We start from the raw sequence: 25,523 nt of genomic DNA, 5'->3' as shown, positions 1-25,523 counted from the left end.
CACATGATTTAAAGCATTACTTATATAATTTGTTACAACTTCTTCTACCATATATTCATCTGCCCATACATAGATAGGATCTGGCTCTTCAAAATGTAATACAACATTTTTCTGTTGAAAAAATAATTCAGTTGCTGCTAAAACGGATTTAATAACAGCTACAATATCAAAACGTTCCATATTCACTTGATTATTACCATATTCAATTTGATTAAGGCTTAGAAGTTTCTTAACCATGTTATTCATTTTCATAGCTTCATCAACAATTACATCACAATAAAATTCTTTACTTTCCTCATCATCATTGACATTGTCTTTAAGCCCTTCTGCATAGCCTTGAATTAATGCAATTGGTGTTTTTAACTCGTGTGTTACATTCGATAGGAACTCTGTTCTCATTTCATCAATCTGGATTTTATTCTCAATATCTGTTTTAAGTTCATTATTTGCTGTCTTTAATTCTGATATAGTCTCTTCTAATCTCTCTGATAAAATATTAATACTCGTTCCAAGTTGACCTATCTCATCATTTCTTGATACAGGATACTTTACGTCGAAATCTAAATCAGACATTTTTTTTGCAATATCAGATAACTCAAGAATTGGCTTTGTAAAACTCTTACTAATAAAAAACATTATCATAGTACCAATACACGTAACTGCCACTCCTACATAAGCCAAAAACTTGTTGGCTATATGTGCACTTTCATTCATACTTTCTAGGTTTGTTAATATGAATATTTGTTGTTCTTTATCACTTAACGAACCGACTAAATTTAGATTATTTGTATCCGTTCTTTCATCATAAACCTTGTATATTTGATATTGATTTTTTTCATTCTTGATAATTTTACGGTGAGTCGACTCACTTAAATCCTTTATCTGATTGTATTGCTTTATTGTTAAACCTTGAGGATATTTCAATGGTTGTAAGTCATCAATATCAAAAATATAAATAGATAAATTCTTGTTAGAGCCAAGTTTTTCTAGAGCTAATGCTACATCATCAGATATTGAATCTAAATTACCTTCATCCGAATCTTTTACATCCTTATATTCATTTTGGTATAGCTGATCAACAAATTCATATGCTTCTTCCAATGTTTTTGTTTTACTATACATATAATAATCCACCAAAAAAGTTTGATTAATAAGCCAGCAAAGAAAAATAGTAAAAATCGTTAGTACTGTTAATACCGCTGTTATCCTTACTCGTATTGAATGTTTCATGCATTCACCTCAAATTTATACCCCATTCCCCAAATTGTCTTGATATAATCCCCTTTTTCCCCCATCTTACTTCTTAGTTTTTTTACATGTGTATCTATTGTTCTAGCATCACCAAAATAGTCATAGTTCCACACATTATTTAATATTTTCTCTCTTGATAATGCTACTCCTTTATTGGTTACAAAATACGTTAATAGTTCAAATTCTTTAAAACTTAAGTCTATAGCATTACCATCTATTTGTACTTGATGAGCTGCTTTATCTAATACAATGCCACCAATTTCAATTACATCTTCATCTAATGCATTTGCCCTTCTTAACACAGCTTCTACTCTTGCAACTAGAATTTTAGGACTAAATGGCTTTGATATATATTCATCAACTCCTAAATCAAATCCTAATAATTCATCTTTTTCTTCACTTTTAGCTGTAAGCATAATAATTGGTACTTTAGAATACTGTCTGATTTCACGACATACCTGCCATCCATCCATTTTCGGCATCATAACATCTAATATGATTAATGCAATCTCTTTATTTTCAAAGAAAATATCGACTGCTTGCTCTCCATTCTCTGCTTCCAATACATCAAAATCTTTTTTTATTAAAAAGTCTTTTACTAATTTTCTCATTCTACTTTCATCATCTACAACAAGTATTTTCAATTTATCCATATAGTATAACCTCCCTATTTATTCATCATAAAATGACAAACCGCTAATATTCTAATATTATAACAGATATTTATGAAAAATGTGTGAAAGAAAGATACTTAGGCAATCACTTTTTACTATTATTATTAATTAATTAGTGCTCAGATAATAAAAGCCAATATAATTAATTTCTATCCTAATAGTGAAATGTCGCTATGTACTAGAAATTCTAATTATACTGGCTTTAAGTTTAAGCTGTTATATCTATTCTATTATTTTAATTTTTTAATATTTATCTTTTCAATTATCACTTTATCTGTTGGCATACCATTTGCATCTGTAGCTACTGCTGCTATCTTATCAAGAACATCAAATCCATCATACATTTGACCAAATACTGTATGTTTTGTATAAAGCCATGGTGTTCCACCAACATTAAAATAATTGTTAAGTTGTTCTTTTGTAAAAGTTTTACCTGTTTGCTCTTCACTCCAATCAACAACATCTTGTGTTACAGTTGCTGCATTCGCTTGTACTATAAAAAACTGACTTCCATTTGTGTTAGCACCTGAATTAGCCATACACAATGCTCCGCGGTATGGTGACAAATCATCAGAGAATTCATCTTCAAACGCTTTACCCCAAATACTTTCACCACCCATGCCTGTTCCAGTTGGGTCTCCACCTTGAATCATAAAATCACTGATAATTCTATGAAAAGTCAAACCATTATAATAACCTTTCTTTGCATGCGTAATAAAATTTTCTACTGCTTTTGGTGCTTGATCTGGGAAAAATCGTAGAGAAATTGTACCATAATCTTTCACTACTAATTCTGCTATCGTATCGCCTTTTTTAGGTGATTCAAATTGTAAACCAGTACCTTTTGCATCAGATGAAGTTGTTTTTGCTGTGCTCTTAGTTTCATTTGCACTTGCATCCTTTGTAGAATCCGAATTACTTTCATCACTAGTAGTTTCTTTTGAATTATTTGTTTCTTTGTTATCACTATCACTTTTCTTAGAACAGCCTATTAGTATTAATGATAGTAAACTTAACATAATTATCAATTTTACAGCCTTTTTCATTTCGAACCTCCGTTTTATTTTCTATTTCATCGAAATCATTTTTTATCTTATCACAATCATATTTTAAATACAAGCATCCTAGAAAATAATAGAATTATCATAAGTTCTATTACTACAATAAAAAAGTTGCTATAGTAAGGATTATTTCTTTTAATAACCTCACTTATAGCAACTATATACATATAATTCTTATTTAATTATCTATTACTTTTGATTTTCTTAATGCGGTTGCAAGTGCTTTAATTACGATAAATAAAAGCATACTATTAATTGGTAACATAATAATATTTTTTGGTAATCGTGTTATGAACATGGAACTATAAGATGCTCCTGTCATGATACTTAACCACAGGGAATTTAGCAACATTGCGTTTGCAAATTCGACAATTCCACCTAATAATGCATGAATTGGAGTAATTTTTGCTTTATAAAAAATTAGGCCAGCAAAAAATCCTATTAAAGCATAACTAAGTGTAAATCCAAAGAAGAACCCTGACCCTTGACCACCACTTAGTATCATACTTAGTATATCACCTAAAGCGCCAACGCAGAGTCCCATAATCGGTCCACCGACTAAACCAGCTACAGAGAGAATAATAAATCCAAATCGAATCTGTAATACATCTGAAATCTTAACATTTGTTGCAGCAATTACTACGTACAAAGCAATTAGCAAACCTGCGATTACTATGTTAGTAGTTTTCTTCAATCCCACACCACTTTCAATAATTTTTGTGAGATTTTTCTTAAAAAATGACATAAAAAATACACCTCCTATAATGATCCATTGTGCTATATGAGGTGTAATAGATTGTATATTTATACTATCCAGCTCATAAACGCAGCAACGGGATGCGAATAATATACCGCAAGTTCTAAAAACTTTTCGTTTCGATGGCAACTCCCCGTCCATCAAACACTTAACGCATATTATCCTACTTTGCCTAGTTTTAACTCGGTGCTTACATTATAGCTTGATACGTATAAAAAATCAAGCCGAAGAAATTATAGTATTTATTAATTTCTTCAGCTTGTTTTATTAATGAATATGATATATCACGATTGATATATTATATTTGGACTATGAAATTGATGATAAACTAAGATAAATTTGTATTTCATATTATTACTTATATTTATACATCATCTGTATTTTCTAGTATGTTATTGAAACAAATCACCAACGATTTGATTTACAACTTTACCATCTGCTTTTCCTTTTACTAATGGCATAAGTTCTTTCATAATCTTACCTTTATCCTTAGCAGTTGGTTCTGTGATTCCAAGACTATTTAAAACATTTTGAATAGTTTGTTTAACCTCTTCTTCACTCATTGACTCTGGAGCAAATTCTGAATATACTTCTATTCTATATTTACATTGCTCTATAATATCTGTTCTATCAGCTGGAGAAGTCTCTAAAGTTTCTTTTGTTTGTTTAATTTCTTTTAGAACCACTTCATTCTCTTCTTCTTCTGTTAAATCTTCTCTTTTATCAATAGCCTTGTTCTTTAAAACACCTAAAAGCATAGAAAGTGCTTCTTTTCTATCTTTATTCTTTTCTTTCATTGCTTTTACCATTTCTGCTCGAACTAATTCTATTTTTGTCATAATATTTCCTCCATGTTTTATTTTAAACTGATATATTCTTAATACCATACTGATACTGATTATACTATGATATCTAATTCTGTCAAGTTTTTCAATCTTTACACGTGTCAAAAAGTAAATCTAATTCGAATCCTTTGAATTTTATCAATCAATTATTATATAATGGCAGATCATCGTAGATTGCTATATTAAGCATAGCTCACCCCACTACTTTCTCTTCAATACTATTCTTTCAATAGAATGAATAGTTTTGTCATAAAAAAGACTGCATACATTTCTAGAGCATAGATATGTTATGAAAGCAGCACCCACAAAAATATAAATTGCGTACAAAATCGGTTGATTAGGAAATATAATATGTTCATCAAGTACTCGAACGATAAACAGATGTATCACATATACCGTTAAAGTTTTTGTCCCTAAATTTGTGAATATTGTTTTCTTATAACTCATTAAATTTAGTAATATTCCAATCATAACTATTGCAATGATATAGATCACCATTCGAAATTTTAAGTCTTCCATAATATGATCACGACTATATGGCTTTCGAAATAAGATAGGTGCTTTATTCATTACATCATTCATAACTAAATAATAAGCAATACCAATAATAATTATAAGGCAAATGATCGATACTATTTTAGGTATTTTTCTAATCTTATCAACATGCTTCTTATTTGCATAATACCCTAAAAGAAAAAAAGGCCCTAATGCAAACAACCTACCAAGAGCCATTTTCTCACCGAATTCAGTTCCAATGCCTGCTAGTACGCCAACAGCAAATGATAACGGAACTATGAATCGAATCTTGATTAAATCTTTAAGAGCCATTCTCCAGATAAATACCCCAAGTAAAAACCACACTCCTAATGGTGATTTAAAAACATAAAACAATTCCATCTTTTCCCCTGTATGATATTTATTGAAGAGATACACGTATTGAATATATGACGTTATATTTAATATAAGATAAGGAATAAAAAATCTTTCGAAGGCTGTATTTCTACATTTTTTAACATTTTTAGAAAAATATCCTGTAATGAAAATGAATGCTGGCATATGAAAAAAATAGATAAAGTAATATAATACTATAAATAACTTGCTTGGTGCATGGTATGTATCAAGCAGGTGCCCAATCACTACTAAATATATAAGTAGCGCTTTTAAATTATCAAACATGTAATCACGTGTTTTTGTTTCAATTAAACTGTGTTCCATTTACTTCATCCGTTTCTTTTGTATAATCATAACCTTATTTTATCTAAAGTCCCAAAACATTATACTTTATTTGTTTTTGTATTTCTAGTATCAAAAATGCTCTAAAATTAATGTCAATATCACATATATTTATTAAATCCTTCTAAAATAGCTTTTTATAATAACTTATTTTAACTATATCTAGTTATATTATCCATTCCATGACGATTTATTAAAATTCATTATAAATTATTACCTGTCTCTGTATTATTATTATTGAAGCAACCATGAATTTATAGTCCAAGTTCAATCGATTGAATTTTTTTCACTTATAATAACTGGTTCTATAATAAATGTTGGGGTGTGTTAAAAACACTTCCAACATTTTTGTTTTTATATTAAAATACATCTATATAAAGCCTCTTAACATGCAAACCGACCAAAGTAAACATTTTAAAGGAGGTATTTTATATAGATGCAATCTAATTGTAACAAAAATCTTTTAAATTTAGAAGGTGTAAAATTAAAAAGTGTGCAACACACACTAGAGGGGATTATTATCAAGATTGAAACCAATCCCAAACCTCAAAATTGCCCTTGTTGTGGAGCTGAAACTTCTAAAATACACGATTATCGTTGGCAGAAAATTAAAGACTTACCTTTTCAGTTATCAAATGCTTATTTAATGTTGAGGAAACGAAGATATGTGTGTTCCTGTGGCAAACGTTTTTATGAGAAATATAGCTTTATCGCTAAATATCAGCAACGTACAACACGACTATCCTATAAGATTGTTGAATTGCTTCGTTCAACCAACAGTATTAAATATGTTGCTTCACAAACTAATGTCTCTACGAATACTGTAACACGTATTCTTGACACACTCTCGTATGATAAACCACCTATTCCTCAATGTATTTCAATTGATGAATTTAAAGGGAATGCTGGTAATTCCAAATATCAATGTATTCTGGTAGATGCAAAGAAAAAATGTATTCTTGATGTTTTACCGGATCGTACTCAGTCTCATCTTATTGATTATTTTAAATCTTGCAGTCGGGACGAAAGGTATCGTGTTAAATTTTTTATTTCTGATATGTGGCAACCTTATATTGATCTTGCCAAAACATTCTTTCCTAATGCTACAATCATCGTAGATAAATATCATTACATCCGTCAGGTTTCTTGGGCAATTGAAAGTGTTCGTAAACGTTTACAAGCATCCATGACACCAACTCTTAGAAAGTACTATAAACGAAGTAGAAAACTTATACTGACTCGATATTCTAAATTAAAAGACGAAAACAAAAAAGCCTGTGATTTAATGCTACTATACAGTGATGATTTACGACTAGCTCACAAGTTAAAAGAATGGTTCTATGAAATATGTCAGAGTAACAGCTATACATATCAAAGAACTGAATTTTGGGAATGGGTAAAGAATGCTGAAAGTTCTGGATTACACGAATTTGAAGCTTGTGCAAAAACATATAGACGTTGGTCTGAGTATATACTTAATGCTTTTAAGTATGGATATACAAATGGGCCTACGGAAGGATTTAATAATAAAATCAAAGTACTAAAAAGAAGTTCTTATGGTGTACGTAATTTTGAAAGATTTCGTACACGTATCATTCACAGTTCTATGTAAAAAAATGGTCGGTTTTCAAGAGGCTTATTTGTCATGCAAAAAAACATCTATTATAGAACCTAGTCATAAAAATAGCTCTATTGTCAATGTTAGTGCGGGTGCAATGCACCTCGCACCCCAACACTTGACAAAGAGCCTAATAACTTTCATTCTATTAAATCAGAAAAGCAATCTTCCAAAGAAGACTGCCTTTTTTCTGATTTATGCTTTTTGTTTCCAAAATCATAAATACTTGATTATTAAGAATAATTTTCTACAAGTTATACTGATATATCAATATTTCCTCCTAGATTTGGATTAACAGATTGTTCCATCATCTTAGTTATTCCATCTCCAGCCTGTTCTACCGTATCCATTGACATTTTCAATACAGCAGTACTAACCATTGTTGAAGTATTTTGCATTGCTAATGCAGTTGATAATTGAGCAATATCCATACATACACCCCTTTCCTCTTACGTAGATTTTCTACTTAAGAAAATATTTGCATACATTGAAATATCATATTACATATTTCAACATTTGCTTCCAACAATAGATATACATTCTAGTTATATACCCATTATTATCATAATATATATCGACACTATTTCTCTAGCTAGTAACCTTACTTTAAAAAAGAAGTAATTATTGCGTTATATTAATTACAGTCGCTTTTGGTCTAGTCATTGCTTCAATCGAATAACGGATTCCTTGAGTACCAACACCTGAACTTTTCACTCCTAAGAATGGAAAATGATCTGGTCCTCTTTCTGTTTTATTATTTACTTGTACAGTTCCTACTTCTAATTTATCTGCTACGTAAAATGCGTCATTTATATTCTGAGTAAAGACAGAGCTTTGTAAACCATATTCTGATTGATTTGCAATAATGATTGCCTCATCAGCATCCTTAACACGGATAATTGGAAGCACTGGTCCAAATGGTTCTTCCCATGCTAATCTCATGTCAACTGTTACATTATCCATCAAAGTTGGCTGTATTAGATTCTCTTTTCTTGTACCACCACTTAATACTTTAGCACCCTTTTCAATCGCATCTTGGATTAATTCCATAACAAAATCTGCTGCCTTACTATTAATTAATGGAACAATATCCACATTATCTTTTGATGTTAATGGATTTCCAACCTTTAATTGTTCTACTAGAATTTTAACTTTTTCAACAAGTTGATCAGCTACTTCGTTTACAACTAATACTCTTTTAACCGCTGTACATCTTTGGCCTGAATATGAGTATGCACCTGCTACAATATTCTTTGCAGTAAGATCTAAGTCTGCATCTTTTAATACAATTGCCGCATCCTTACCACCAAGTTCCATTAGCAATGGAACCATACTTGTAATATTAGAAATTCTATGTCCAACCTCTGTACTTCCTGTAAAATTTACAAAATTAATACCTTTATGTGTTACAATATAGTCGCCAATTTCACTTCCCCTTCCAGTTACGGTATTCAATATACCCGCAGGTACTCCAGCCATTTCAAATATCTTAGCTAAATACAGACCAGATAATGCACCTTGTGTAGCTGGTTTAAACACTACTGAATTACCAGTAACAATAGCAGGTGCTATCTTAGAAGCAGCTAGGTTCACTGGATAATTAAAAGGTGATATTGCAAGTATTACACCTAATGGCTCCCTTGTTACTATTGATACCTTGTTTCTTTTATATCCTGGGAAATTATCGCCTGAGATACTCTCTCCACCCATATTTTTTGCGATATCCGCTGTAAAGCGAATAAAATCAGCAGTACGATTTACCTCCGATATAGCGCTATTCTTATCCTTTCCAATCTCCATAATAAGAAGTTGCACTAATTCATCTAGATTACTCTCCAATAAATCAGCCGCTTTATAGAGAATGTCAGTTCTTTCATTTAGAGGTGTACTTCTCCAAACTACTTGAGCAATTTTCGCTGTTTCAATCGCTTCATCGACTTCTTCCCTTGTCATTGCATTAATTTTTCCTAGTTCACTATTATCTAATGGCGATAAAATAGTAATCGTACTCTCTGTAGTACTGTCTTTCCACTTGCCATTTATTAAGTTTTTAAAAATACCTTTTTCGTTTTTTATTAATTCTATCATATAATACCTCCGTTAAGTGTTTCGGTAACTATCGCACAAATGAATTACAACTGTTTGCATTAATTTTATTCCTACACTTACAAATAATATACGAATTCATATTTATTTATACAGTAGATTTAAACTTAATGAAAAGATAATAGTAAATATATTAAAATCTGTTATGCTGTGAAGTTTCCTAATAATATTTATAATAATAATTATTGTTATTTATAATTATTTTATTGAAAGTAATAATATAATATATAAACGATTTTATCAATAAGGCACTTTTTTCTCCGTAAGTATCAAATAGGATACTTAATATGAACTATTCTCTGCTAGTCATTAATTTTTCTGTAATCTGCGTAATTCTAACCAACTCATCCACTGAACTATATTCACTAGTAGAATGCACTGCATTCATGCCGCAAGCTATTACACATCCGGTAATACCATGAAGCATAAAATTATTATTATCGCTTCCACCGAATGTTTTTTGTAATTCTATATCTATTCCTAATTCATTGCATGCCTTGTTAAATCTTTGAATTACAGCATGATTTGTTGGCACCTCATATGCTACACTTCCTTGGAATATTGATGCTTCACATTTTCCATTCATTTCTTCTGCTGTGTCAATAAACTTCTGTTTCATAAATTCTGCTTGTGCAACTGCTTTCTCATGGTTACAGCTTCGTATCTCACCTTTAACTGTACATTTTTCAGGTATAATATTCGTAGCAAGACCACCTTCAATTAGACCAATATTTGCTGTAGTTTCTTCATCCAGCCTTCCTAATTGTAACTTGCTAATCGCTTGCGAAGCGATTGCAATTGCATTAATCCCTTTTTCTGGAGCAAAACCAGCATGAGACGCTTTACCTTCTATTTGCGCAGTTAACATTAATACTGTAGGTGCTAGATAAGCAATTCCACCTACTGGACCGCTTAAGTCAAGTACATAAGCTTCTTTCGCTTTAATCCTACTATAATCAAAGACTTCACTTCCTCTTAGATACGGTTCTTCTGCAATGCAAAAAAGAACTTCTATGCTTCTATGCTCTTTTTTGTCTTCCTTCAATCCACGAATAGCTTCTAATATTGCAACTATTCCGCTCACATCATCAGCACCTAATACTGTCGAATGGTCACTAACAATTCTACCACCCTCTTCTATAATAGCTTTCTTACCTCTCGATGGTTCAACAGTATCCATATGTGCAGAAAAAAGAATCGGTGCCCCTTCCATCGTACCTTCTAAATATCCATAAATATTTCCACACTCACTATTATATATTTCATTCGCATGATCTTCGTATACATCAAACCCCAGTTCTTCTAGGTATTTCTTTAAAACATTTGCTATCTTTCTCTCATGGAAAGATGGTGCATCAATTGATACTAAATTACAGAATTCCTTTACCAGTCTATGCTTATTCATATTCCCCGCCTCCAGTTTCTTTTCATATATTATATGCACTATTTATAATTTTTTAGCATACTTCAAAGTACGTATACTATTTTTCTACATATTACCACTCAGTATATTTATTTACAACATATATATAAAAAAGTCCCCCACTTCTGAATTTTATAAGAAGTGAAGGATCTACTGTTAATCGACAAATCTATTTACTTTTTCCATTCGAAACCCACTCTTAGGAAGTGTTGGAATTCTTGATAAACGAATCTTCAGGTTTTGCTTAGGTACCTGATATTCTAAATTATTTGCAATAAAATCAAAGCTAGCCTTCATAATCTCAACTGTTACTAGCTCACCAGCACAACGATGCCCTTTCTTGTAATCACCACCACCTTGTGGCATAAAAAGATAAATATCATCAATAGGTTTACTAAACCTTTCTGGTATAAATTCATAAGGATTTTCCCATAATCTCACATCATGGTTTATACCATATATATCAAGCATTACTAAAGTACCCTTTTTAAAATAATATTGCTTCCATATAAAGTTCTTACGAACTTTCGCCCCAACAAATGGAGTAAAAGGATATAATCTACGAACTTCTTCTGAAAACATCCACTGATAATCCTCGTTATTCTTCTGTAACTTTTTTCTACTTCTGGGATATTTGTACATTGCAACTGCACCAAATGTAATATAAGTTGCAATTGCAACTATTGGTCGAACTATATTTAGTAGTTCAACAGCAGCAATCTGAGTATCAAGAAGTTTTCCACGCTGATCATAATACCATGCAATTATATCAGCTGCAGATCCTTTTTCTGGAGTTAATTTCTGCGAGCGAATCTTGTCTATGATATTTCCAATCCATTCTTCTGAACGTTTACGAGCACATTTACCTTCCAGGTACCTAGGTCCAATGGCACCAAATCCATCAATCATTTTACCAAGGTCTGTGGCTCTTTGTTCAATCTCATCATAATTTAAAGGAACACCAGCCCATTTGCATGCTACTTGACATAGTAACTTTTGTACTTCATCAAACAGAATAATGTTTCTATTATGCCATCGTATACTATTATATAAATACTGTTCTTTCGTATATTGAACTAGCTTTTGAATATTTTCAGGTGTCATAATAGATATAAACATATCTTTCCGATTCTGATGAGCCTTACCATCCAATGCTTGTACACCATTCTTACCTAATAATGTATTCTGAATTCTTTTTGGTGCAACCCCTTTTCTAACAAAGAACTTATTATCATAAAATACCTTTGCAGCATCTTTTCCACTAATACAAATTGTTTTCTTGCCAAATAATCTTGTTTGAAAAATATCTGTATCATATTTATGACATCTTTTTTGCATATAAGGATAACCTTCTAATAATAGAAATATACTATCATCTAACGTTCTATTAAGGGGAATTTCTTTCATATTATTATTCATATTTAAATCCATGCCTTTCAAATTAATAACCTATTTATGAATTTTATTATTGATACAACACTTTTAAATCCTTTTTATACGATTTAATTAAAATTTATAGATATTGTATGTAATATCAAGAATTTCATTCATCTTATTCATAGAAAAAAACGCAAAAAAGGATAAGACATAACGTCTTATCCTTTAATGGAGATGACGGGAGTCGAACCCGTGTCCAAAACCCCTCAACAAAGCTTTCTACATGTTTATCTTATTTTTAGTACCATTCAGATGTCAAAACAAGCAAACCTATCATCATGGACTGTATAAAATTTTCGTCAAGCCAGTATAACAGTTTTTACTGACTTGCTTATCTACTTTAGTTTGCCCTTATGTTTTAGCAGTAGAAAACATTTCATAAGAGTTGAACCAGATTCCTCTGGTAGCAGTTTTAGGCTGCTGCTAAAGCACTATAATCGTCGTTAATTATTTTTGTGAGAAATTTTAAAGTAGTTTCCTCAGCTACTACATGCTTACACTTTGAATACAAAGCCCTGTCGAAACCTTTACATCCCCAAAAGGGCATACTGTAAAAGGTTTATCTAAATAAAATTAGATATTAATTAACGATATTTTTATATAATTTAATTACTATAAACCATCTTAGGTAATAATTAACTGTTATTATAAGGCTTGGATAGTGACAAGTTTTATAATAACATATTATGCTTAATCATTATTACACAATACAGAATATTTGTCAAGAATTTAAAATTATAAATTTTTAACTTTGAAATCTTTTTCCGCTTCTCTTCTTTGATCCTTTTTCGCAATATCTTGACGTTTATCAAATAGTTTTTTACCACGTGCTAATCCAACTTCCATCTTAACTAGACTACCTTTAAAATAAACTGTCAAAGGAACAATTGTATATCCTTTTTGAGCAATCTGACCCATAATTTTATTTATTTCATATTTATGAAGAAGTAATTTTTTTACTCTCAAAGGATCTTTATTAAATATGTTTCCTTTTTCATATGGGCTGATATGCATATTATAGACAAAAATCTCACCCTTTTCTGCACGGATAAAAGATTCTTTCACACTACATTTCCCCATTCTAAGTGACTTTACTTCTGTTCCATGAAGTACAACCCCTGCTTCAAATGTTTCTTCAATAAAAAAATCAAATCTAGCTTTTTTATTATTCGCAATCAACTTAGTACTTTCTCTTGCCATTCCTATCTCTCCTACTTTTATCATAAGAAATGTTGTGACTTATTAATCACAACATTTCTTCTATTTCTTTTAAACTTCATCTTGATTCATTGAATCCGATTTCTCCTCATCAAATATATCAGCCACTTCAAAATCAATCGTTCTAGATAACTTGTCAGTTCCTACTACTTCGATTGCTACTTTTTCTCCTAGCTTATATACTTTTCTCGTATGCTCGCCAATCATCTGATGGTGTTCTTCATCATAAATATAAAAATCATCATCTAGGCTTGCAACTCTAACCATACCCTCTACTGTATTCGGAAGCTCAACATAGAATCCCCAATTAGTTATACCGGAGATAACTCCTTCAAAAGTTTCACCAATATATTGTGACATATACTCAACTTTCTTGAGTTTTTGAACTTCTCGCTCAGATTCATCTGCTCTTCTCTCTGTAACACTTGACTGTCTTGCTACTTCTGGTAATATTTTATCATAATGATTAATACGTTTTTCGGAGATACCACCACGTAAATTCTCTTTAATAATTCGATGTATCTGCAAATCTGGATATCTTCGTATTGGAGACGTAAAATGACAATAATATTTGGTAGCAAGGCCAAAATGTCCATCACTTGAAGTTGTGTATTTCGCTTGTTTCATAGATCTTAATGTTAATCTACTAATTAAAGCCTCTTCTGGCGTATTATCAATCTTAAGTAATAACTTTTGTAATTCTTTTGGATGTATTTCATCCTTACCTATTTTAATTGAGTAGCCAAAGTTATTTATAAATATTCCTAATTTCTCGATCTTTTCAGGATCTGGATTATCATGAGAACGATATACAAAAGGTAACTCCTGCCAGAAAAAGTCTTCTGCAACTGTCTCATTTGCAATCAACATAAAATCTTCGATGATCTTCGTAGCCGAATTTCTCTCATAAGCTTTAATCTCAACTGGGAATCCATCTTCATCTAATCTAATTTTACTTTCTGGAAAGTCAAAGTCTATAGATCCACGTTTTCTACGTTTTTCCCTTAGAATATCAGCTAGTTCCTTCATCATTTCAAACATAGGTACTAGTTCTTCATATTCCTTTCTCTCTTCTTCATCTTTGTCCTCTACAATCTTCTTTACACTTGTATAAGTCATTCTTCGATCTACATTAATAATTGTTTCTGCAATTTTATGACCTACTACATTTCCTTTATCATCAATATCCATAAAGCAACTTAGCGCCAAACGATCTGTACCTTGATTTAAAGAACAAATTCCATTGGATAATCTATGAGGTAACATAGGAATGACACGATCAACTAAATATACGCTCGTTCCCCTCTTTAGTGCTTCTTGATCAAGTGGGGATCCTTCCGTAACGTAATTAGTAACATCTGCTATATGAACTCCTAGCTTATATAAATCTCCTTCTTTGCTAAGTGTTATCGCATCATCCAAATCTTTGGCGTCTTCACCATCAATTGTTACAGTTTGTAAATCACGAATATCCATACGTCCAGCTCTTGATACGCCATCAACTTCATCAGGTGTTCTTTCTACCTGTCTCATTACAGCATCAGGGAAATCCGTAGGAAGGTTATTCGCTTTTATTATTGAAATAATATCAACACCAGGATCATTAATATGCCCTAATATTTCAATAACTTTTCCTTCTGGCTTTTTATCTTTTCCACCGTAGTTCGTTATCTTAACTACTACTTTATGCCCACTAACGGCTCCCTTGGTGTGCTCCTTAGGTATAAATATATCTTTATTAAATTTCAAATTATCTGGTACTACAAAACCAAAGTTTTTACTTTTTTCAAATGTACCTACTACTTCATTGAAGGAACGATCTAAAATTGCTACGATCTCTCCTTCTCTTCTCTTGCCATCACTTGCCTCATTTACAATACGAACTTGTACCGTATCTTTATGAAGTGCACCTCTTGCGGCATTTTCAGGTATAAATATATCTTCTGGCTCGCCTTCAATTGTAACAAATCCAAAACCTCTTTGCGACCCAGTAAATATACCAGTCTTTAAGCTACCATCAGCGATTTTGTATCTTCCTTTTTCATCTACTGAAACTTTTCCTTCTTGAAGCAGCGAATCTAATACTTCCCTTAAATCTTGCTTTTCATCTCTTGGCACTTGTAAAACCATTACTAATTCTTTAAATTTTATAGGCTTATACTCTTTATCATTTATTAAGTCATACACAACTTGTTTTTTAATCTCTAATATTGTTTTATCCATCTATGATACCCCACAATCGTTTCATATTATTAATATGTTTCTAAATCAAATTATATTTAATAAACTGATTCATTGGGAACTATATATTAATCTTATCCAATTTTACCATATCTTTGATATAAATGATAGTTTTATTCTAGATAGGATTCTAACATTATAATAATTATAGTATTCCATATAAATAAAAAAACACTCTATAAAGAGTGTTAATCTATCTTACCATTTTAAGTTAAGAAGTACAGATATTACAATAAAGCTAATTGCTAAATATTTTGTACCTTTTTCTAAAGCACCTTCCATAGAACGTCCTTTATTTTTACCCCAGTAAGTATCAGCAACACCACTAATTGCTCCAGTAAGACCAGCTGATTTACCTTCTTGTAATAATACAATTACAGTTAATGCTATACATATAACTACGAAAATAGCAGTTAATATAAGTCTTAAAATTTCCACTTATCACACCTCCTAAGCTTGACATATAAATTTTATCATAATATGCATTCATTTTCAACAGAAAGAATAAAATTTCCATTTATTTAGCACCAAAACATAGTAATTCTTATGCTTTGATGCTAATATAATTATTCCTTACGTTAATGCTTTTTATATAATATTATTTTTTAATTAATAATGATTTACCTGTCATTTCTTTTGGTTGTGTCATGTTCATCATCTCGATAAGAGTTGGTGCGATATCTGCAAGACAACCATTCTCTCTCAAAGTATATTCGTTATTATAGTTTACTAAAATGAATGGAACAGGATTGGTAGTATGTGCTGTAAAAGGTTCTCCAGTTGTATAATCTACTAATTGTTCTGCATTACCATGATCAGCACAGATGAACATTTGACCATCTACTGATAATAAAGCATCACATACTTTACCAACACATGAATCCACTGCTTCAATTGCTTTTTTAGCTGCGTCTTCAATTCCTGTATGACCCACCATATCTGGATTAGCAAAGTTAACAATAATCACATCATATTTATCTGATTTAATTGCATCTACTAATTTATCACATACTTCAAAAGCACTCATTTCTGGTTGTAAATCATATGTTGCTACTTTAGGTGATTTTACTAAGATTCTATCTTCACCCTCATTTGGTTCTTCAACACCACCGTTGAAGAAGAAAGTTACATGAGCATACTTCTCTGTCTCAGCGATTCTTGCTTGAGTCTTTCCATTCGCTGCTAAGAATTCTCCAAATGTATTAGTGATTGATACTTTATGGAAAGCAACTAATTTATTTGGAATAGTTACATCATATTCTGTAAAGCATACAAATACAACGCTCTTACGTCCACCTTTTCTCTCAAAACCATCAAACATATCATCACACATAGCTCTTGATATTTCTCTAGCTCTATCAGGTCTAAAGTTAAAGAAGATTACAGAATCATTTTCTTTTAAAGTAGCTACTGGTTTTCCTTCTTCTAATACTACAGTTGGAACTACAAATTCATCATTTTCTCCTGCATCATAAGAATTTTGAACTGCACATAATGCGCAATCAGCTGTTTTACCTTCTGCATTTACAATTGCATTATATGCTTTTTCAACTCTATCCCAACGATTATCACGATCCATTGCATAATAACGACCATTTACAGTTGCAATTTTACCAACACCAATTTCATCCATTTTAGCTAATAATTCTTCTACGAATCCTTTTCCTGACGTAGGTGCAGTATCACGTCCATCTAAGATTGCATGAACATATACTTTATCTAGGCCTTCTTTTTTAGCTAGTTCTAATATACCATAAAGATGTGTATTATGACTATGAACACCGCCATCTGATAATAATCCCATTAAATGAAGAGCTGAATTATTTTTTTTGCAATTTTCAACTGCCTTTAATAAAGCTTCATTTTTAAAGAAATCACCATCTTTAATCTCTTTTGTTATTCTTGTTAATTCTTGATATATAATTCTTCCTGCACCCATATTTAGATGTCCAACTTCTGAATTACCCATTTGTCCTTCTGGAAGACCTACTGCCATGCCACTTGCATATCCTTTAACAAATGGATATTCTGTCATAAGTTTATCTAAGACAGGAGTATTTGCACTCTTTACTGCATTTCCTTTATCTGTATCATTTAATCCGTAACCATCTAAAATCATTAATACTGTAGGTTTTTTACTCATATTATTACTCCTTTTTTCGTCACTTTATAATTCTGTAGTCACTTTGCTATTATTAACGTGGTAGTCCACAAATTCTTAAATAGGGTTATTCACCCTACTTAAGATAAATTTACTCAAATAAATATATTTATTATGTCGCTCAAATTATTATTATCGTCATAATATTCTATAAATTATTTATAATTTACAATCTTACCAAAGTCTGGTTTTAAGCTTGCTCCACCAACTAATCCACCATCGATATCTGGTTGAGAGAATAATTCAGCTGCGCTAGCTGCTGATACACTTCCGCCGTATTGAATACGAATTGCTGCTGCAGTTGCTTCATCATAGATTTCAGAGATGCATACACGAATAGCTGCACAAACTTCTTGAGCTTGTTCAGTTGTAGCAACTTTACCTGTTCCGATAGCCCAGATTGGTTCATAAGCAATAACAGCAGTTTTAGCTTGTTCTGCAGTTACATTTACAAATGCAATCTTAATTTGAGTACGGATAAAGTCAATTGTTACACCTTGTTCTCTTTGAGCAAGAGATTCACCACAACATACGATTGGTGTAATTCCGTGTTCAAATGCTTTTAAAACTTTTTTATTAACTGTTTCATCAGTTTCAGCGAAGTATTCTCTTCTTTCTGAATGTCCGATGATTACATATTTTACGCCGATATCAGTAAGCATGTTAGGAGCAATTTCTCCAGTGAAAGCACCATTTTCTTCAAAATACATGTTTTCTGCACCAATGTTAATGTTAGAACCTTTTGCAGCTTCGATAGCTGTTGTTAAAGAAATTGCAGGTACGCAAAATACTACATCAGCGTCTTCTGTTGCTACTAAAGGTTTTAATTCGTTAATTAATGTAACTGTTTCACTTGGAGTCTTGTTCATTTTCCAGTTACCAGCAATAATTTTTCTACGCATTATTATATCTCCTTGTATTTAAACTTTTGTGGTTGTTATAAAGAAATTATAATAACCACAATATATTAAGCTCCAAAGTAATTATATTACTTATCGTTAGCTGCTACTACTCCTGGAGAGCTCCAAAGAGCTTCCTACTACTTATCGTTAGCTGCTACTACTCCTGGAAGCTCTTTTCCTTCTAAGAATTCTAAGGAAGCTCCACCACCAGTTGAGATGTGAGTCATCTTATCACCAAATCCTAAGATGTTTACAGCTGCAGCTGAATCTCCACCACCGATAATTGTAGTTGCATTGATTTCAGCTAAAGCTTTCGCTACTGCTACAGTACCTGCTGCGAAGTTAGACATTTCAAATACACCCATAGGTCCATTCCATACTACTGTCTTAGCATCTTTTACAGCATCAGCGTAGATTTTTTGAGTCTTTTCACCAATATCAAGACCTAATTCATCCGCTGCCATTTCACCTTCTCCTACTGTTCTAAATGGAACATCATTAGAGAATTCTTTTGCAACTACTGAATCTACTGGAATTAATAGATTAACATTTTTAGCTTTCGCTTTATCCATCATTTCTTTAGCGTATGCAACATAATCTTCTTCGATTAGAGATTTACCAACTTCTTCGCCGTTAGCTTTCATAAAAGTATATGCCATACCTCCACCAATGATTAATGTATCAACTTTATCTAATAAGTTGTTGATAACAGAAATCTTTGATGATACTTTTGATCCACCTAAGATAGCTACGAATGGTCTTTCTGGTTTGTTAACAGCATTTCCTAAGAAATCGATTTCTTTTTGCATTAAGTAACCAACTACTGCAGTATCAACGAATTTAGTAACACCAACATTTGAACAGTGAGCTCTATGAGCTGTACCGAATGCATCGTTAACAAATACATCTGCTAATGAAGCTAAATCTTTGCTGAATTCTTCAACGTTCTTAGTTTCTTCTGCTCTATAACGAGTATTTTCTAATAAAATAACTTCGCCATCTTTCATTGCAGCAACAGCTGCTTTAGCATTTTCACCAACTACGTTATCATCTTTAGCAAATTTTACTTCTTGTCCTAATAATTCAGTTAATCTAGCTGCAACTGGAGCTAAAGATAATTCTGGTTTTGGTTCACCCTTTGGTTTACCAAGGTGAGAACAAAGAATAACTTTTCCACCATCTGCGATTAATTTTTTGATTGTTGGAAGAGCTGCAACAAGACGGTTTTCATCTGTAATCTTTCCTTCTTGTAATGGAACGTTGAAATCACAACGAACTAATACTCTTTTTCCTTTTACATTAATATCATCAACTGATTTTTTATTTAACATGTAAAAATCTCCTTTCAGATTTGAAAATTATATTTATCTATAAGTATTATTATACTATTATTCTAACTTATTAGGATTATATATAGAAATCCTATTAAAAGATTGTTCATAATAGGATCATTCTATAGCTCCAATAAAAATAGGTCCGATCCTATAAGTCTACCCTACAAGACCGGACCCAAATTTATAATATTAGATGACGATCCATGTCGTTCTACTATATGAATGTCACCTAATGTTAGGATCTTACTGATTATAATAATCGATTATATAACCGTTATTATAATTAATTATGCTAATTCAGCAAAATATTTGATTGTTCTAACCATTTGGCTAGTGTATGAATTTTCATTATCATACCAAGAAACTACTTTAACTAAAGTCTTTCCACCATCAAGTGCAGTAACTTTTGTTTGAGTAGCATCAAATAATGATCCGTAAGTAATACCTACGATATCAGATGATACTAATTCTTCTTCAGTATAACCAAATGATGCTGAAGAAGCTGCTTTCATAGCTGCATTAACGTCAGCTGCAGTTACTTCTTTATTAACAACTGCTACTAATTCAGTAGTTGAACCAGTTGGAACTGGAACTCTTTGTGCAGCACCGTCTAATTTACCAGCTAATTCTGGAACAACAAGACCGATTGCTTTAGCAGCACCAGTTGAGTTAGGAACGATGTTACAAGCAGCTGCACGAGCTCTTCTTAAATCTCCCTTTGGATGAGGACCATCTAAAGTCATTTGATCACCAGTGTAAGCGTGAATTGTAGTCATGAATCCTTTTTCGATTGTAGCTAATTTGTTTAATGTATCAGCCATAGGAGCTAAACAGTTTGTAGTACATGAAGCAGCTGAGATGATTGTGTCTTCTGCTTTTAAAGTTTTTTCATTTACTGAGAAAACTACTGTTGGAAGATCGTTTCCAGCTGGAGCTGAGATAACAACTTTTTTAGCACCTGCATCGATATGTGCTTGAGATTTAGCTTTTGATACGTAGAATCCAGTACATTCAAGAACTACATCTACTCCGATTTCTCCCCATGGAAGATCTGCTGCATTTCTTTCAGCATAGATTTTGATTTCTTTTCCATCAACAACGATAGAATCTTCTTTAGCTTCTACTTTATCAGCTAAAGCATATCTTCCTTGTGCTGAATCGTATTTTAATAAATGAGCTAACATTTTTGGGTTAGTTAAGTCGTTGATTGCAACTACTTCGTATCCTTCTGCTCCAAACATTTGTCTAAATGCAAGACGTCCGATACGTCCAAATCCATTGATTGCTACTTTTACTGCCATGATAATAATTCCTCCTAAAAGTTAAATTTTATAATATACTGCCATAGACAGTTATTAATCAATACACACTACTAAGTTTAACCTTGGTTGTCATGTATTTCACAGTTTGATAAATTCCTGTCAAACTATATTCACATTTTAACTAATTTGTCCTTAAATTTCAAGTACTAAATGTTTTCTTAAAAAAACATGACATTTTTGTGCATTATAGTAATATATTCTAACATTCTTTTGTTTATTAAGTACATATTCAAGTATAAGCCAAGAACTATTTGATAAATCAATATAGATATATCACATATTTTTTCATCAATTATCCTCAAAATTATCTAGTAAAATTTAAATTAGTACTTATTTAGTTAAATTCTATTTATAAAAATATATATGTAGATACTTTCTACTTATATTTATTACTTATAAATAGTTAAATCGTTAGATATTTTATTTATTTGTATTTAAATTTAAGAAAATAATAGAATGTCTTTCGTTAAGGCATTCTATTATTTTCATTATAACCTATTTATTGCATACGGCCTTGTGTTCCTACTCCTTGAGTACTTTGACCTTGAGATCCCATTGATAATTGAGATACTATTGATTTTATGCTTTGAATTTCATCTTCTCTAGCTTTTTCTGCTGGATGGTAATATCCTTTTGTTTTAGCTAAAGTAAATAATTCATATTGACAAGTTTCAGTTTCATTTCTCATTTGTATTAATGTTTGTCTTAATTGTTGATTTTCTGTTTGAGAAATCATATCTCCTAAAGATTTCAATCCATTATTCACTGAATTAAGAGCATCTGCAACTATTGTTTTTTCGTTCATCATCTTAGCACCCTCCTATTGTAAAAATTGCATTAGTTGTTGTTTATTTTTTGTAGCAGATTGTGCTGCTTTTTGAAAATATTGTTTTACATTAGGATCTGTTGCAGATTCTGCGTAAGAGCTATATTTTTGTGTGTCATTGTCATTAAATAGAATTAAATGTCTTAAGTTCTGTAATTCCATTTCATTAATATTATTCATAATAATATTCCTCCTTTTATTAAGTTAATTCTAATCGAAAACCTAATCAAATGTTTTATATGGTTTTACGATACAACAATACTATTATCTGTTTTGAATTAAGATAATATTCACACAAAAATTTATTTTCAAATATTTATAATCGATCATATAACGCTTCATATTCTTTAGCAGAATGATTCCAAGAAAAGTCTTTTTCCATTCCTCTTTCAACCATCTTGTTCCATTCACGTTTTTTATTATAAAAAATATATTTTGAATATCTTATTGCTGCTAACATTTCATGCGCGTTATAATTAGAAAAGGTGAAACCTGTTCCAACACTCTCAAATTCGTTATATGGTTCTACAGTATCCTTTAAGCCACCCGTCTCTCTTACAATTGGAACAGTACCGTATCTTAAGCTCATTAATTGACTTAGTCCACATGGTTCAAATAGAGAAGGCATTAAAAATGCATCACAGGCTGCATATATTTTATGAGAACGCTCTTCTGAGTAGTATATATTTGCAGATACTCGATCAGGATATTTCCAAGCGAAATGTCTAAATAAGTTCTCATATTTGTCTTCTCCTGTCCCTAGTATTACAAACTGTGTATCTTCCGAACATATCTCTTCAATTACATAATCAACCAAATCTAAGCCTTTTTGATCAGTTAGTCTTGATACTATTCCAATCATAAATTTATTTGGATCATAACTTAAGCCTAATTCTTGTTGTAAACCAATTTTATTTTTATATTTTTCTTTTCTAAAAGTACGAGTATTATAATTTTGATAAATCAAATGATCTTTTTCTGGATTGTATTCATCATAATCTAAACCATTAACAATACCAACTAGTGCATTTTCTCTAGCTCTAATTAAACCATCTAGACCTTCCCCATAGAATGGCATCTTAATCTCATCAGCATATGTTTTACTCACAGTAGTAATATAATCAGCGTAAACAAGTCCACCCTTCAAATAGTTTGCATCATCATAAGCTTCTAACTTATCAGGAGTGAAATAATAAGCACTTAAGCCCGTAATATCTCTCACTGTTTTTAGGTCCCATACTCCCTGGAACTTTAAGTTATGAATTGTCATAATAGTTTTTATGCCCATATAAAATTGACCTTGTGAAAATGTATCTTTAATATACACTGGTAAAAGACCAGTTTGCCAATCATGGCAATGAATGATATCAGGTCTGAAATCTAATAAAGGTAATGCTGATAAGACAGCTCTACAAAAAAATGCGAATTTTTCAATATCTTCATATATATTTCCATATGGCTTGTAACCCGCAAAATAAAACTCATTATCAATAAAGTAAAAAGTAATTCCATCATAACATAATTCAAATATACCAACATATTGACTACGCCATGCAAGGTTCATATAAAAATGAGTTTTATAAGTCATTTGATTTTTAAATTCATCTGAAATGGCAAGATATTTTGGTAATATAACTCTGACATCATACTTTTCTTTATCAAAATACTTTGGTAAGGATCCAACGACATCAGCTAATCCTCCAGTTTTAATAAATGGGACACCTTCAGATGCTGCAAATAATATTTTTTTCATTTGGTTTTCCTCCAACTTATAATTTCCTAATAACGTATCTACGAATTTTACGAAAAAATAGCTATAAGAAGATGTCCTTTTAGACCTTTTCTTGATAGCTATTCTAATTAAACATGAATATGATTAAGCTCTTAATTTATATTCAAGTCTTATCTTATCCGCAATTAATGCAACAAATTCCGAATTGGTTGGTTTACCCTTTCCATTACTTACAGTATATCCAAATAAATCATCAATGGTATCCATCTTTCCTCTGCTCCATGCAACTTCAATTGCATGTCGAATTGCACGTTCTACTCTACTTGGAGTTGTTTTATGTCGTTTTGCAATTGATGGATATAGAAGCTTAGTAATAGAATTCAACATTTCTCCATCATTAACTGACATCATAATAGCATCTCTTAAATATTGATATCCTTTAATGTGTGCAGGAACTCCAATTTCATGAATTATATTTGTTACATCAGATTCTAAGTTACGTTCCATATAATTTTCTTTATTTTCATAAACATTTACTCTATGATTATCAATTAACTTACTATGTACATCACCTTTGATCTGTTTAATTCTTGTAAGAATCACATTATTATCAAAAGGTTTCATTATGTAATAATTTGCACCCAATTCAAATGCATTCTCGGTAACACCTTCTTGTCCAATTGCTGTAATAACAATAAATGAAGGAGTCTTTTTAAATTCCGAATCATGTTTGATTTTTTCCATTACTCCAAGGCCATCTAGTTTAGGCATTATTAAATCAAGTAAAACAACATCAGGATTCTTTTCTTTTATCATGCTCAAAGCACTAATACCATTATCAGCGGTACCAACAACTTCAATGTCACTGTCTTCCTTTAAGATATCCTCTAATAAATCTACGATTCTCTCATTGTCATCAACAATTGCTACATTAATTTTTCCCATAATACTCTTTTTCCTCCCAATGATATGATAAATTTTATTATTGCTTGTTCATAGTTAATAGATTCTTTATATATACCAAATAACCATATAATACTGGTTGAGTTAATATTAATTATTGCTATCTTTCGTATTATATATCACAAATTATACTAAACATGACATGATTCGTCAATCATTTTTGCCATCTTTATACATATATTTTATAAATATTGGTTATTTAGTATTATTTGTTTATTTTTTCTATTTTATTCTATTTCAGTATGATATAAATTATATTAATATAGTATTTATAAATATCTATTTTTAAATATATAACATTTTGTCATTTGTATGTTTTAACCATAAGTGAATTATATCCATATTTATACATTTTTTCAAACCTTTCTTGTCGTCATGATACGACAGTTTAAATTGAGTAATTTGTTGTCATCTATGGT

General features: G+C 31.2%; 22 protein-coding genes, 1 other RNA gene and 1 riboswitch (1 of these 24 only partly in view). Of the genes, 1 reads left to right on the top strand and 22 read right to left on the bottom strand.

Annotated features, from left to right (window positions below):
* From bsdtb5_RS08840 to bsdtb5_RS08815, 6 genes are all read right to left on the bottom strand, one after another.
* Window positions 1–1,230, bottom strand: partial view of a HAMP domain-containing sensor histidine kinase gene (locus tag bsdtb5_RS08840; protein WP_271715658.1) — the 5' portion only. It extends 276 nt beyond the left edge of the window; only the first 1,230 of its 1,506 coding nucleotides appear in the window; it begins with the start codon at window positions 1,228–1,230; its stop codon lies off the left edge, out of view.
* Window positions 1,227–1,904, bottom strand: a complete 678-nt coding sequence (locus tag bsdtb5_RS08835) for a response regulator transcription factor (protein ID WP_271715657.1) — start codon at window positions 1,902–1,904, stop codon at window positions 1,227–1,229. Before bsdtb5_RS08835 ends, bsdtb5_RS08840 begins: the two co-directional genes overlap by 4 nt.
* A 251-nt stretch (window positions 1,905–2,155) precedes the next feature.
* Window positions 2,156–2,971, bottom strand: coding sequence for a complement regulator-acquiring protein (locus bsdtb5_RS08830; RefSeq protein ID WP_271715656.1), 816 nt, complete (start codon window positions 2,969–2,971; stop codon window positions 2,156–2,158).
* A gap of 193 nt (window positions 2,972–3,164) precedes the next feature.
* A complete protein-coding gene (locus bsdtb5_RS08825; RefSeq protein ID WP_271715655.1) occupies window positions 3,165–3,731 on the bottom strand; it encodes a folate family ECF transporter S component in 567 nt (188 codons plus the stop codon).
* An 83-nt stretch (window positions 3,732–3,814) separates the two neighbouring features.
* Window positions 3,815–3,916, bottom strand: a riboswitch (THF riboswitch).
* A 219-nt stretch (window positions 3,917–4,135) separates the two neighbouring features.
* Window positions 4,136–4,582, bottom strand: a complete 447-nt coding sequence (locus bsdtb5_RS08820) for a GatB/YqeY domain-containing protein (protein ID WP_271715654.1) — start codon at window positions 4,580–4,582, stop codon at window positions 4,136–4,138.
* Window positions 4,583–4,789: 207 nt separating this feature from the next.
* A complete protein-coding gene (locus tag bsdtb5_RS08815) occupies window positions 4,790–5,764 on the bottom strand; it encodes an acyltransferase family protein (protein WP_271716079.1) in 975 nt (324 codons plus the stop codon).
* Window positions 5,765–6,257: 493 nt separating this feature from the next.
* Between bsdtb5_RS08815 and bsdtb5_RS08810 the strand changes: the two genes are divergently transcribed.
* A complete protein-coding gene (locus bsdtb5_RS08810) occupies window positions 6,258–7,433 on the top strand; it encodes an ISL3 family transposase (protein ID WP_271713201.1) in 1,176 nt (391 codons plus the stop codon).
* Window positions 7,434–7,693: 260 nt separating this feature from the next.
* Here bsdtb5_RS08810 and bsdtb5_RS08805 read toward each other — a convergent pair whose 3' ends face one another.
* From bsdtb5_RS08805 to spo0A, 16 genes are all read right to left on the bottom strand, one after another.
* Window positions 7,694–7,870 (bottom strand): YjfB family protein, encoded by a 177-nt coding sequence (locus tag bsdtb5_RS08805; RefSeq protein ID WP_271715653.1) that lies wholly within the window; start codon window positions 7,868–7,870, stop codon window positions 7,694–7,696.
* 190 nt (window positions 7,871–8,060) lie between these two features.
* The gene (locus bsdtb5_RS08800; protein WP_271715652.1) at window positions 8,061–9,527 is read right to left on the bottom strand and encodes an NADP-dependent glyceraldehyde-3-phosphate dehydrogenase; all 1,467 of its coding nucleotides are present in this window, start codon (window positions 9,525–9,527) and stop codon (window positions 8,061–8,063) included.
* A gap of 310 nt (window positions 9,528–9,837) precedes the next feature.
* Window positions 9,838–10,950 (bottom strand): M20/M25/M40 family metallo-hydrolase, encoded by a 1,113-nt coding sequence (locus bsdtb5_RS08795; RefSeq protein WP_271715651.1) that lies wholly within the window; start codon window positions 10,948–10,950, stop codon window positions 9,838–9,840.
* Between the two features lie 174 nt (window positions 10,951–11,124).
* The gene (locus tag bsdtb5_RS08790; RefSeq protein ID WP_271715650.1) at window positions 11,125–12,387 is read right to left on the bottom strand and encodes a cytochrome P450; all 1,263 of its coding nucleotides are present in this window, start codon (window positions 12,385–12,387) and stop codon (window positions 11,125–11,127) included.
* Window positions 12,388–12,571: 184 nt separating this feature from the next.
* Window positions 12,572–12,942, bottom strand: a transfer-messenger RNA (tmRNA) gene (gene ssrA, locus bsdtb5_RS08785).
* A 198-nt stretch (window positions 12,943–13,140) separates the two neighbouring features.
* Complete coding sequence (smpB, locus tag bsdtb5_RS08780) at window positions 13,141–13,605, bottom strand: SsrA-binding protein SmpB (protein WP_271715649.1); 465 nt, start codon at window positions 13,603–13,605, stop codon at window positions 13,141–13,143.
* 69 nt (window positions 13,606–13,674) lie between these two features.
* The gene (rnr, locus tag bsdtb5_RS08775; RefSeq protein WP_271715648.1) at window positions 13,675–15,846 is read right to left on the bottom strand and encodes a ribonuclease R; all 2,172 of its coding nucleotides are present in this window, start codon (window positions 15,844–15,846) and stop codon (window positions 13,675–13,677) included.
* 216 nt (window positions 15,847–16,062) lie between these two features.
* Window positions 16,063–16,302 carry a preprotein translocase subunit SecG gene (gene secG, locus bsdtb5_RS08770; RefSeq protein WP_271715647.1) on the bottom strand — a complete coding sequence of 80 codons (240 nt, stop codon included), beginning with the start codon at window positions 16,300–16,302 and terminating at the stop codon, window positions 16,063–16,065.
* Between the two features lie 160 nt (window positions 16,303–16,462).
* The gene (gene gpmI / locus bsdtb5_RS08765; protein WP_271715646.1) at window positions 16,463–18,007 is read right to left on the bottom strand and encodes a 2,3-bisphosphoglycerate-independent phosphoglycerate mutase; all 1,545 of its coding nucleotides are present in this window, start codon (window positions 18,005–18,007) and stop codon (window positions 16,463–16,465) included.
* A gap of 173 nt (window positions 18,008–18,180) precedes the next feature.
* Complete coding sequence (gene tpiA / locus bsdtb5_RS08760; protein ID WP_271716078.1) at window positions 18,181–18,930, bottom strand: triose-phosphate isomerase; 750 nt, start codon at window positions 18,928–18,930, stop codon at window positions 18,181–18,183.
* Window positions 18,931–19,064: 134 nt separating this feature from the next.
* Window positions 19,065–20,258, bottom strand: coding sequence for a phosphoglycerate kinase (locus bsdtb5_RS08755; RefSeq protein WP_271715645.1), 1,194 nt, complete (start codon window positions 20,256–20,258; stop codon window positions 19,065–19,067).
* Window positions 20,259–20,548: 290 nt separating this feature from the next.
* A complete protein-coding gene (gap, locus tag bsdtb5_RS08750) occupies window positions 20,549–21,562 on the bottom strand; it encodes a type I glyceraldehyde-3-phosphate dehydrogenase (RefSeq protein ID WP_271715644.1) in 1,014 nt (337 codons plus the stop codon).
* A 520-nt stretch (window positions 21,563–22,082) separates the two neighbouring features.
* Window positions 22,083–22,391, bottom strand: coding sequence for a spore coat protein (locus bsdtb5_RS08745; protein ID WP_330611985.1), 309 nt, complete (start codon window positions 22,389–22,391; stop codon window positions 22,083–22,085).
* Window positions 22,392–22,403: 12 nt separating this feature from the next.
* Window positions 22,404–22,589 (bottom strand): hypothetical protein, encoded by a 186-nt coding sequence (locus bsdtb5_RS08740; RefSeq protein WP_271715643.1) that lies wholly within the window; start codon window positions 22,587–22,589, stop codon window positions 22,404–22,406.
* A gap of 136 nt (window positions 22,590–22,725) precedes the next feature.
* Window positions 22,726–24,162, bottom strand: coding sequence for a glycogen synthase GlgA (gene glgA / locus bsdtb5_RS08735; protein WP_271715642.1), 1,437 nt, complete (start codon window positions 24,160–24,162; stop codon window positions 22,726–22,728).
* Between the two features lie 123 nt (window positions 24,163–24,285).
* Window positions 24,286–25,086 carry a sporulation transcription factor Spo0A gene (spo0A, locus tag bsdtb5_RS08730; protein ID WP_271715641.1) on the bottom strand — a complete coding sequence of 267 codons (801 nt, stop codon included), beginning with the start codon at window positions 25,084–25,086 and terminating at the stop codon, window positions 24,286–24,288.
* Between the last annotated feature and the right edge of the window lie 437 nt (window positions 25,087–25,523).

Origin of the sequence: Anaeromicropila herbilytica (assembly GCF_016591975.1) — a bacterium.
In the GTDB taxonomy this organism is placed as follows: domain Bacteria; phylum Bacillota; class Clostridia; order Lachnospirales; family Lachnospiraceae; genus Anaeromicropila; species Anaeromicropila herbilytica.
This window is presented reverse-complemented; position numbering and strand designations above follow the sequence as displayed.

Excerpts from the sequence above, each read along its gene's own strand:
- bsdtb5_RS08740 (WP_271715643.1), bottom strand. The coding sequence starts at position 22,589 with ATGAATAATATTAATGAAATGGAATTACAGAACTTAAGACATTTAATT.
- bsdtb5_RS08810 (WP_271713201.1), top strand. The coding sequence starts at position 6,258 with ATGCAATCTAATTGTAACAAAAATCTTTTAAATTTAGAAGGTGTAAAA.
- smpB (WP_271715649.1), bottom strand. The coding sequence starts at position 13,605 with ATGGCAAGAGAAAGTACTAAGTTGATTGCGAATAATAAAAAAGCTAGA.
- bsdtb5_RS08805 (WP_271715653.1), bottom strand. The coding sequence starts at position 7,870 with ATGGATATTGCTCAATTATCAACTGCATTAGCAATGCAAAATACTTCA.
- bsdtb5_RS08835 (WP_271715657.1), bottom strand. The coding sequence starts at position 1,904 with ATGGATAAATTGAAAATACTTGTTGTAGATGATGAAAGTAGAATGAGA.
- bsdtb5_RS08800 (WP_271715652.1), bottom strand. The coding sequence starts at position 9,527 with ATGATAGAATTAATAAAAAACGAAAAAGGTATTTTTAAAAACTTAATA.
- glgA (WP_271715642.1), bottom strand. The coding sequence starts at position 24,162 with ATGAAAAAAATATTATTTGCAGCATCTGAAGGTGTCCCATTTATTAAA.
- bsdtb5_RS08795 (WP_271715651.1), bottom strand. The coding sequence starts at position 10,950 with ATGAATAAGCATAGACTGGTAAAGGAATTCTGTAATTTAGTATCAATT.
- gap (WP_271715644.1), bottom strand. The coding sequence starts at position 21,562 with ATGGCAGTAAAAGTAGCAATCAATGGATTTGGACGTATCGGACGTCTT.
- bsdtb5_RS08755 (WP_271715645.1), bottom strand. The coding sequence starts at position 20,258 with ATGTTAAATAAAAAATCAGTTGATGATATTAATGTAAAAGGAAAAAGA.
- bsdtb5_RS08745 (WP_330611985.1), bottom strand. The coding sequence starts at position 22,391 with ATGATGAACGAAAAAACAATAGTTGCAGATGCTCTTAATTCAGTGAAT.
- rnr (WP_271715648.1), bottom strand. The coding sequence starts at position 15,846 with ATGGATAAAACAATATTAGAGATTAAAAAACAAGTTGTGTATGACTTA.
- bsdtb5_RS08815 (WP_271716079.1), bottom strand. The coding sequence starts at position 5,764 with ATGTTTGATAATTTAAAAGCGCTACTTATATATTTAGTAGTGATTGGG.
- bsdtb5_RS08830 (WP_271715656.1), bottom strand. The coding sequence starts at position 2,971 with ATGAAAAAGGCTGTAAAATTGATAATTATGTTAAGTTTACTATCATTA.
- gpmI (WP_271715646.1), bottom strand. The coding sequence starts at position 18,007 with ATGAGTAAAAAACCTACAGTATTAATGATTTTAGATGGTTACGGATTA.
- spo0A (WP_271715641.1), bottom strand. The coding sequence starts at position 25,086 with ATGGGAAAAATTAATGTAGCAATTGTTGATGACAATGAGAGAATCGTA.
- bsdtb5_RS08825 (WP_271715655.1), bottom strand. The coding sequence starts at position 3,731 with ATGTCATTTTTTAAGAAAAATCTCACAAAAATTATTGAAAGTGGTGTG.
- bsdtb5_RS08790 (WP_271715650.1), bottom strand. The coding sequence starts at position 12,387 with ATGAATAATAATATGAAAGAAATTCCCCTTAATAGAACGTTAGATGAT.
- bsdtb5_RS08820 (WP_271715654.1), bottom strand. The coding sequence starts at position 4,582 with ATGACAAAAATAGAATTAGTTCGAGCAGAAATGGTAAAAGCAATGAAA.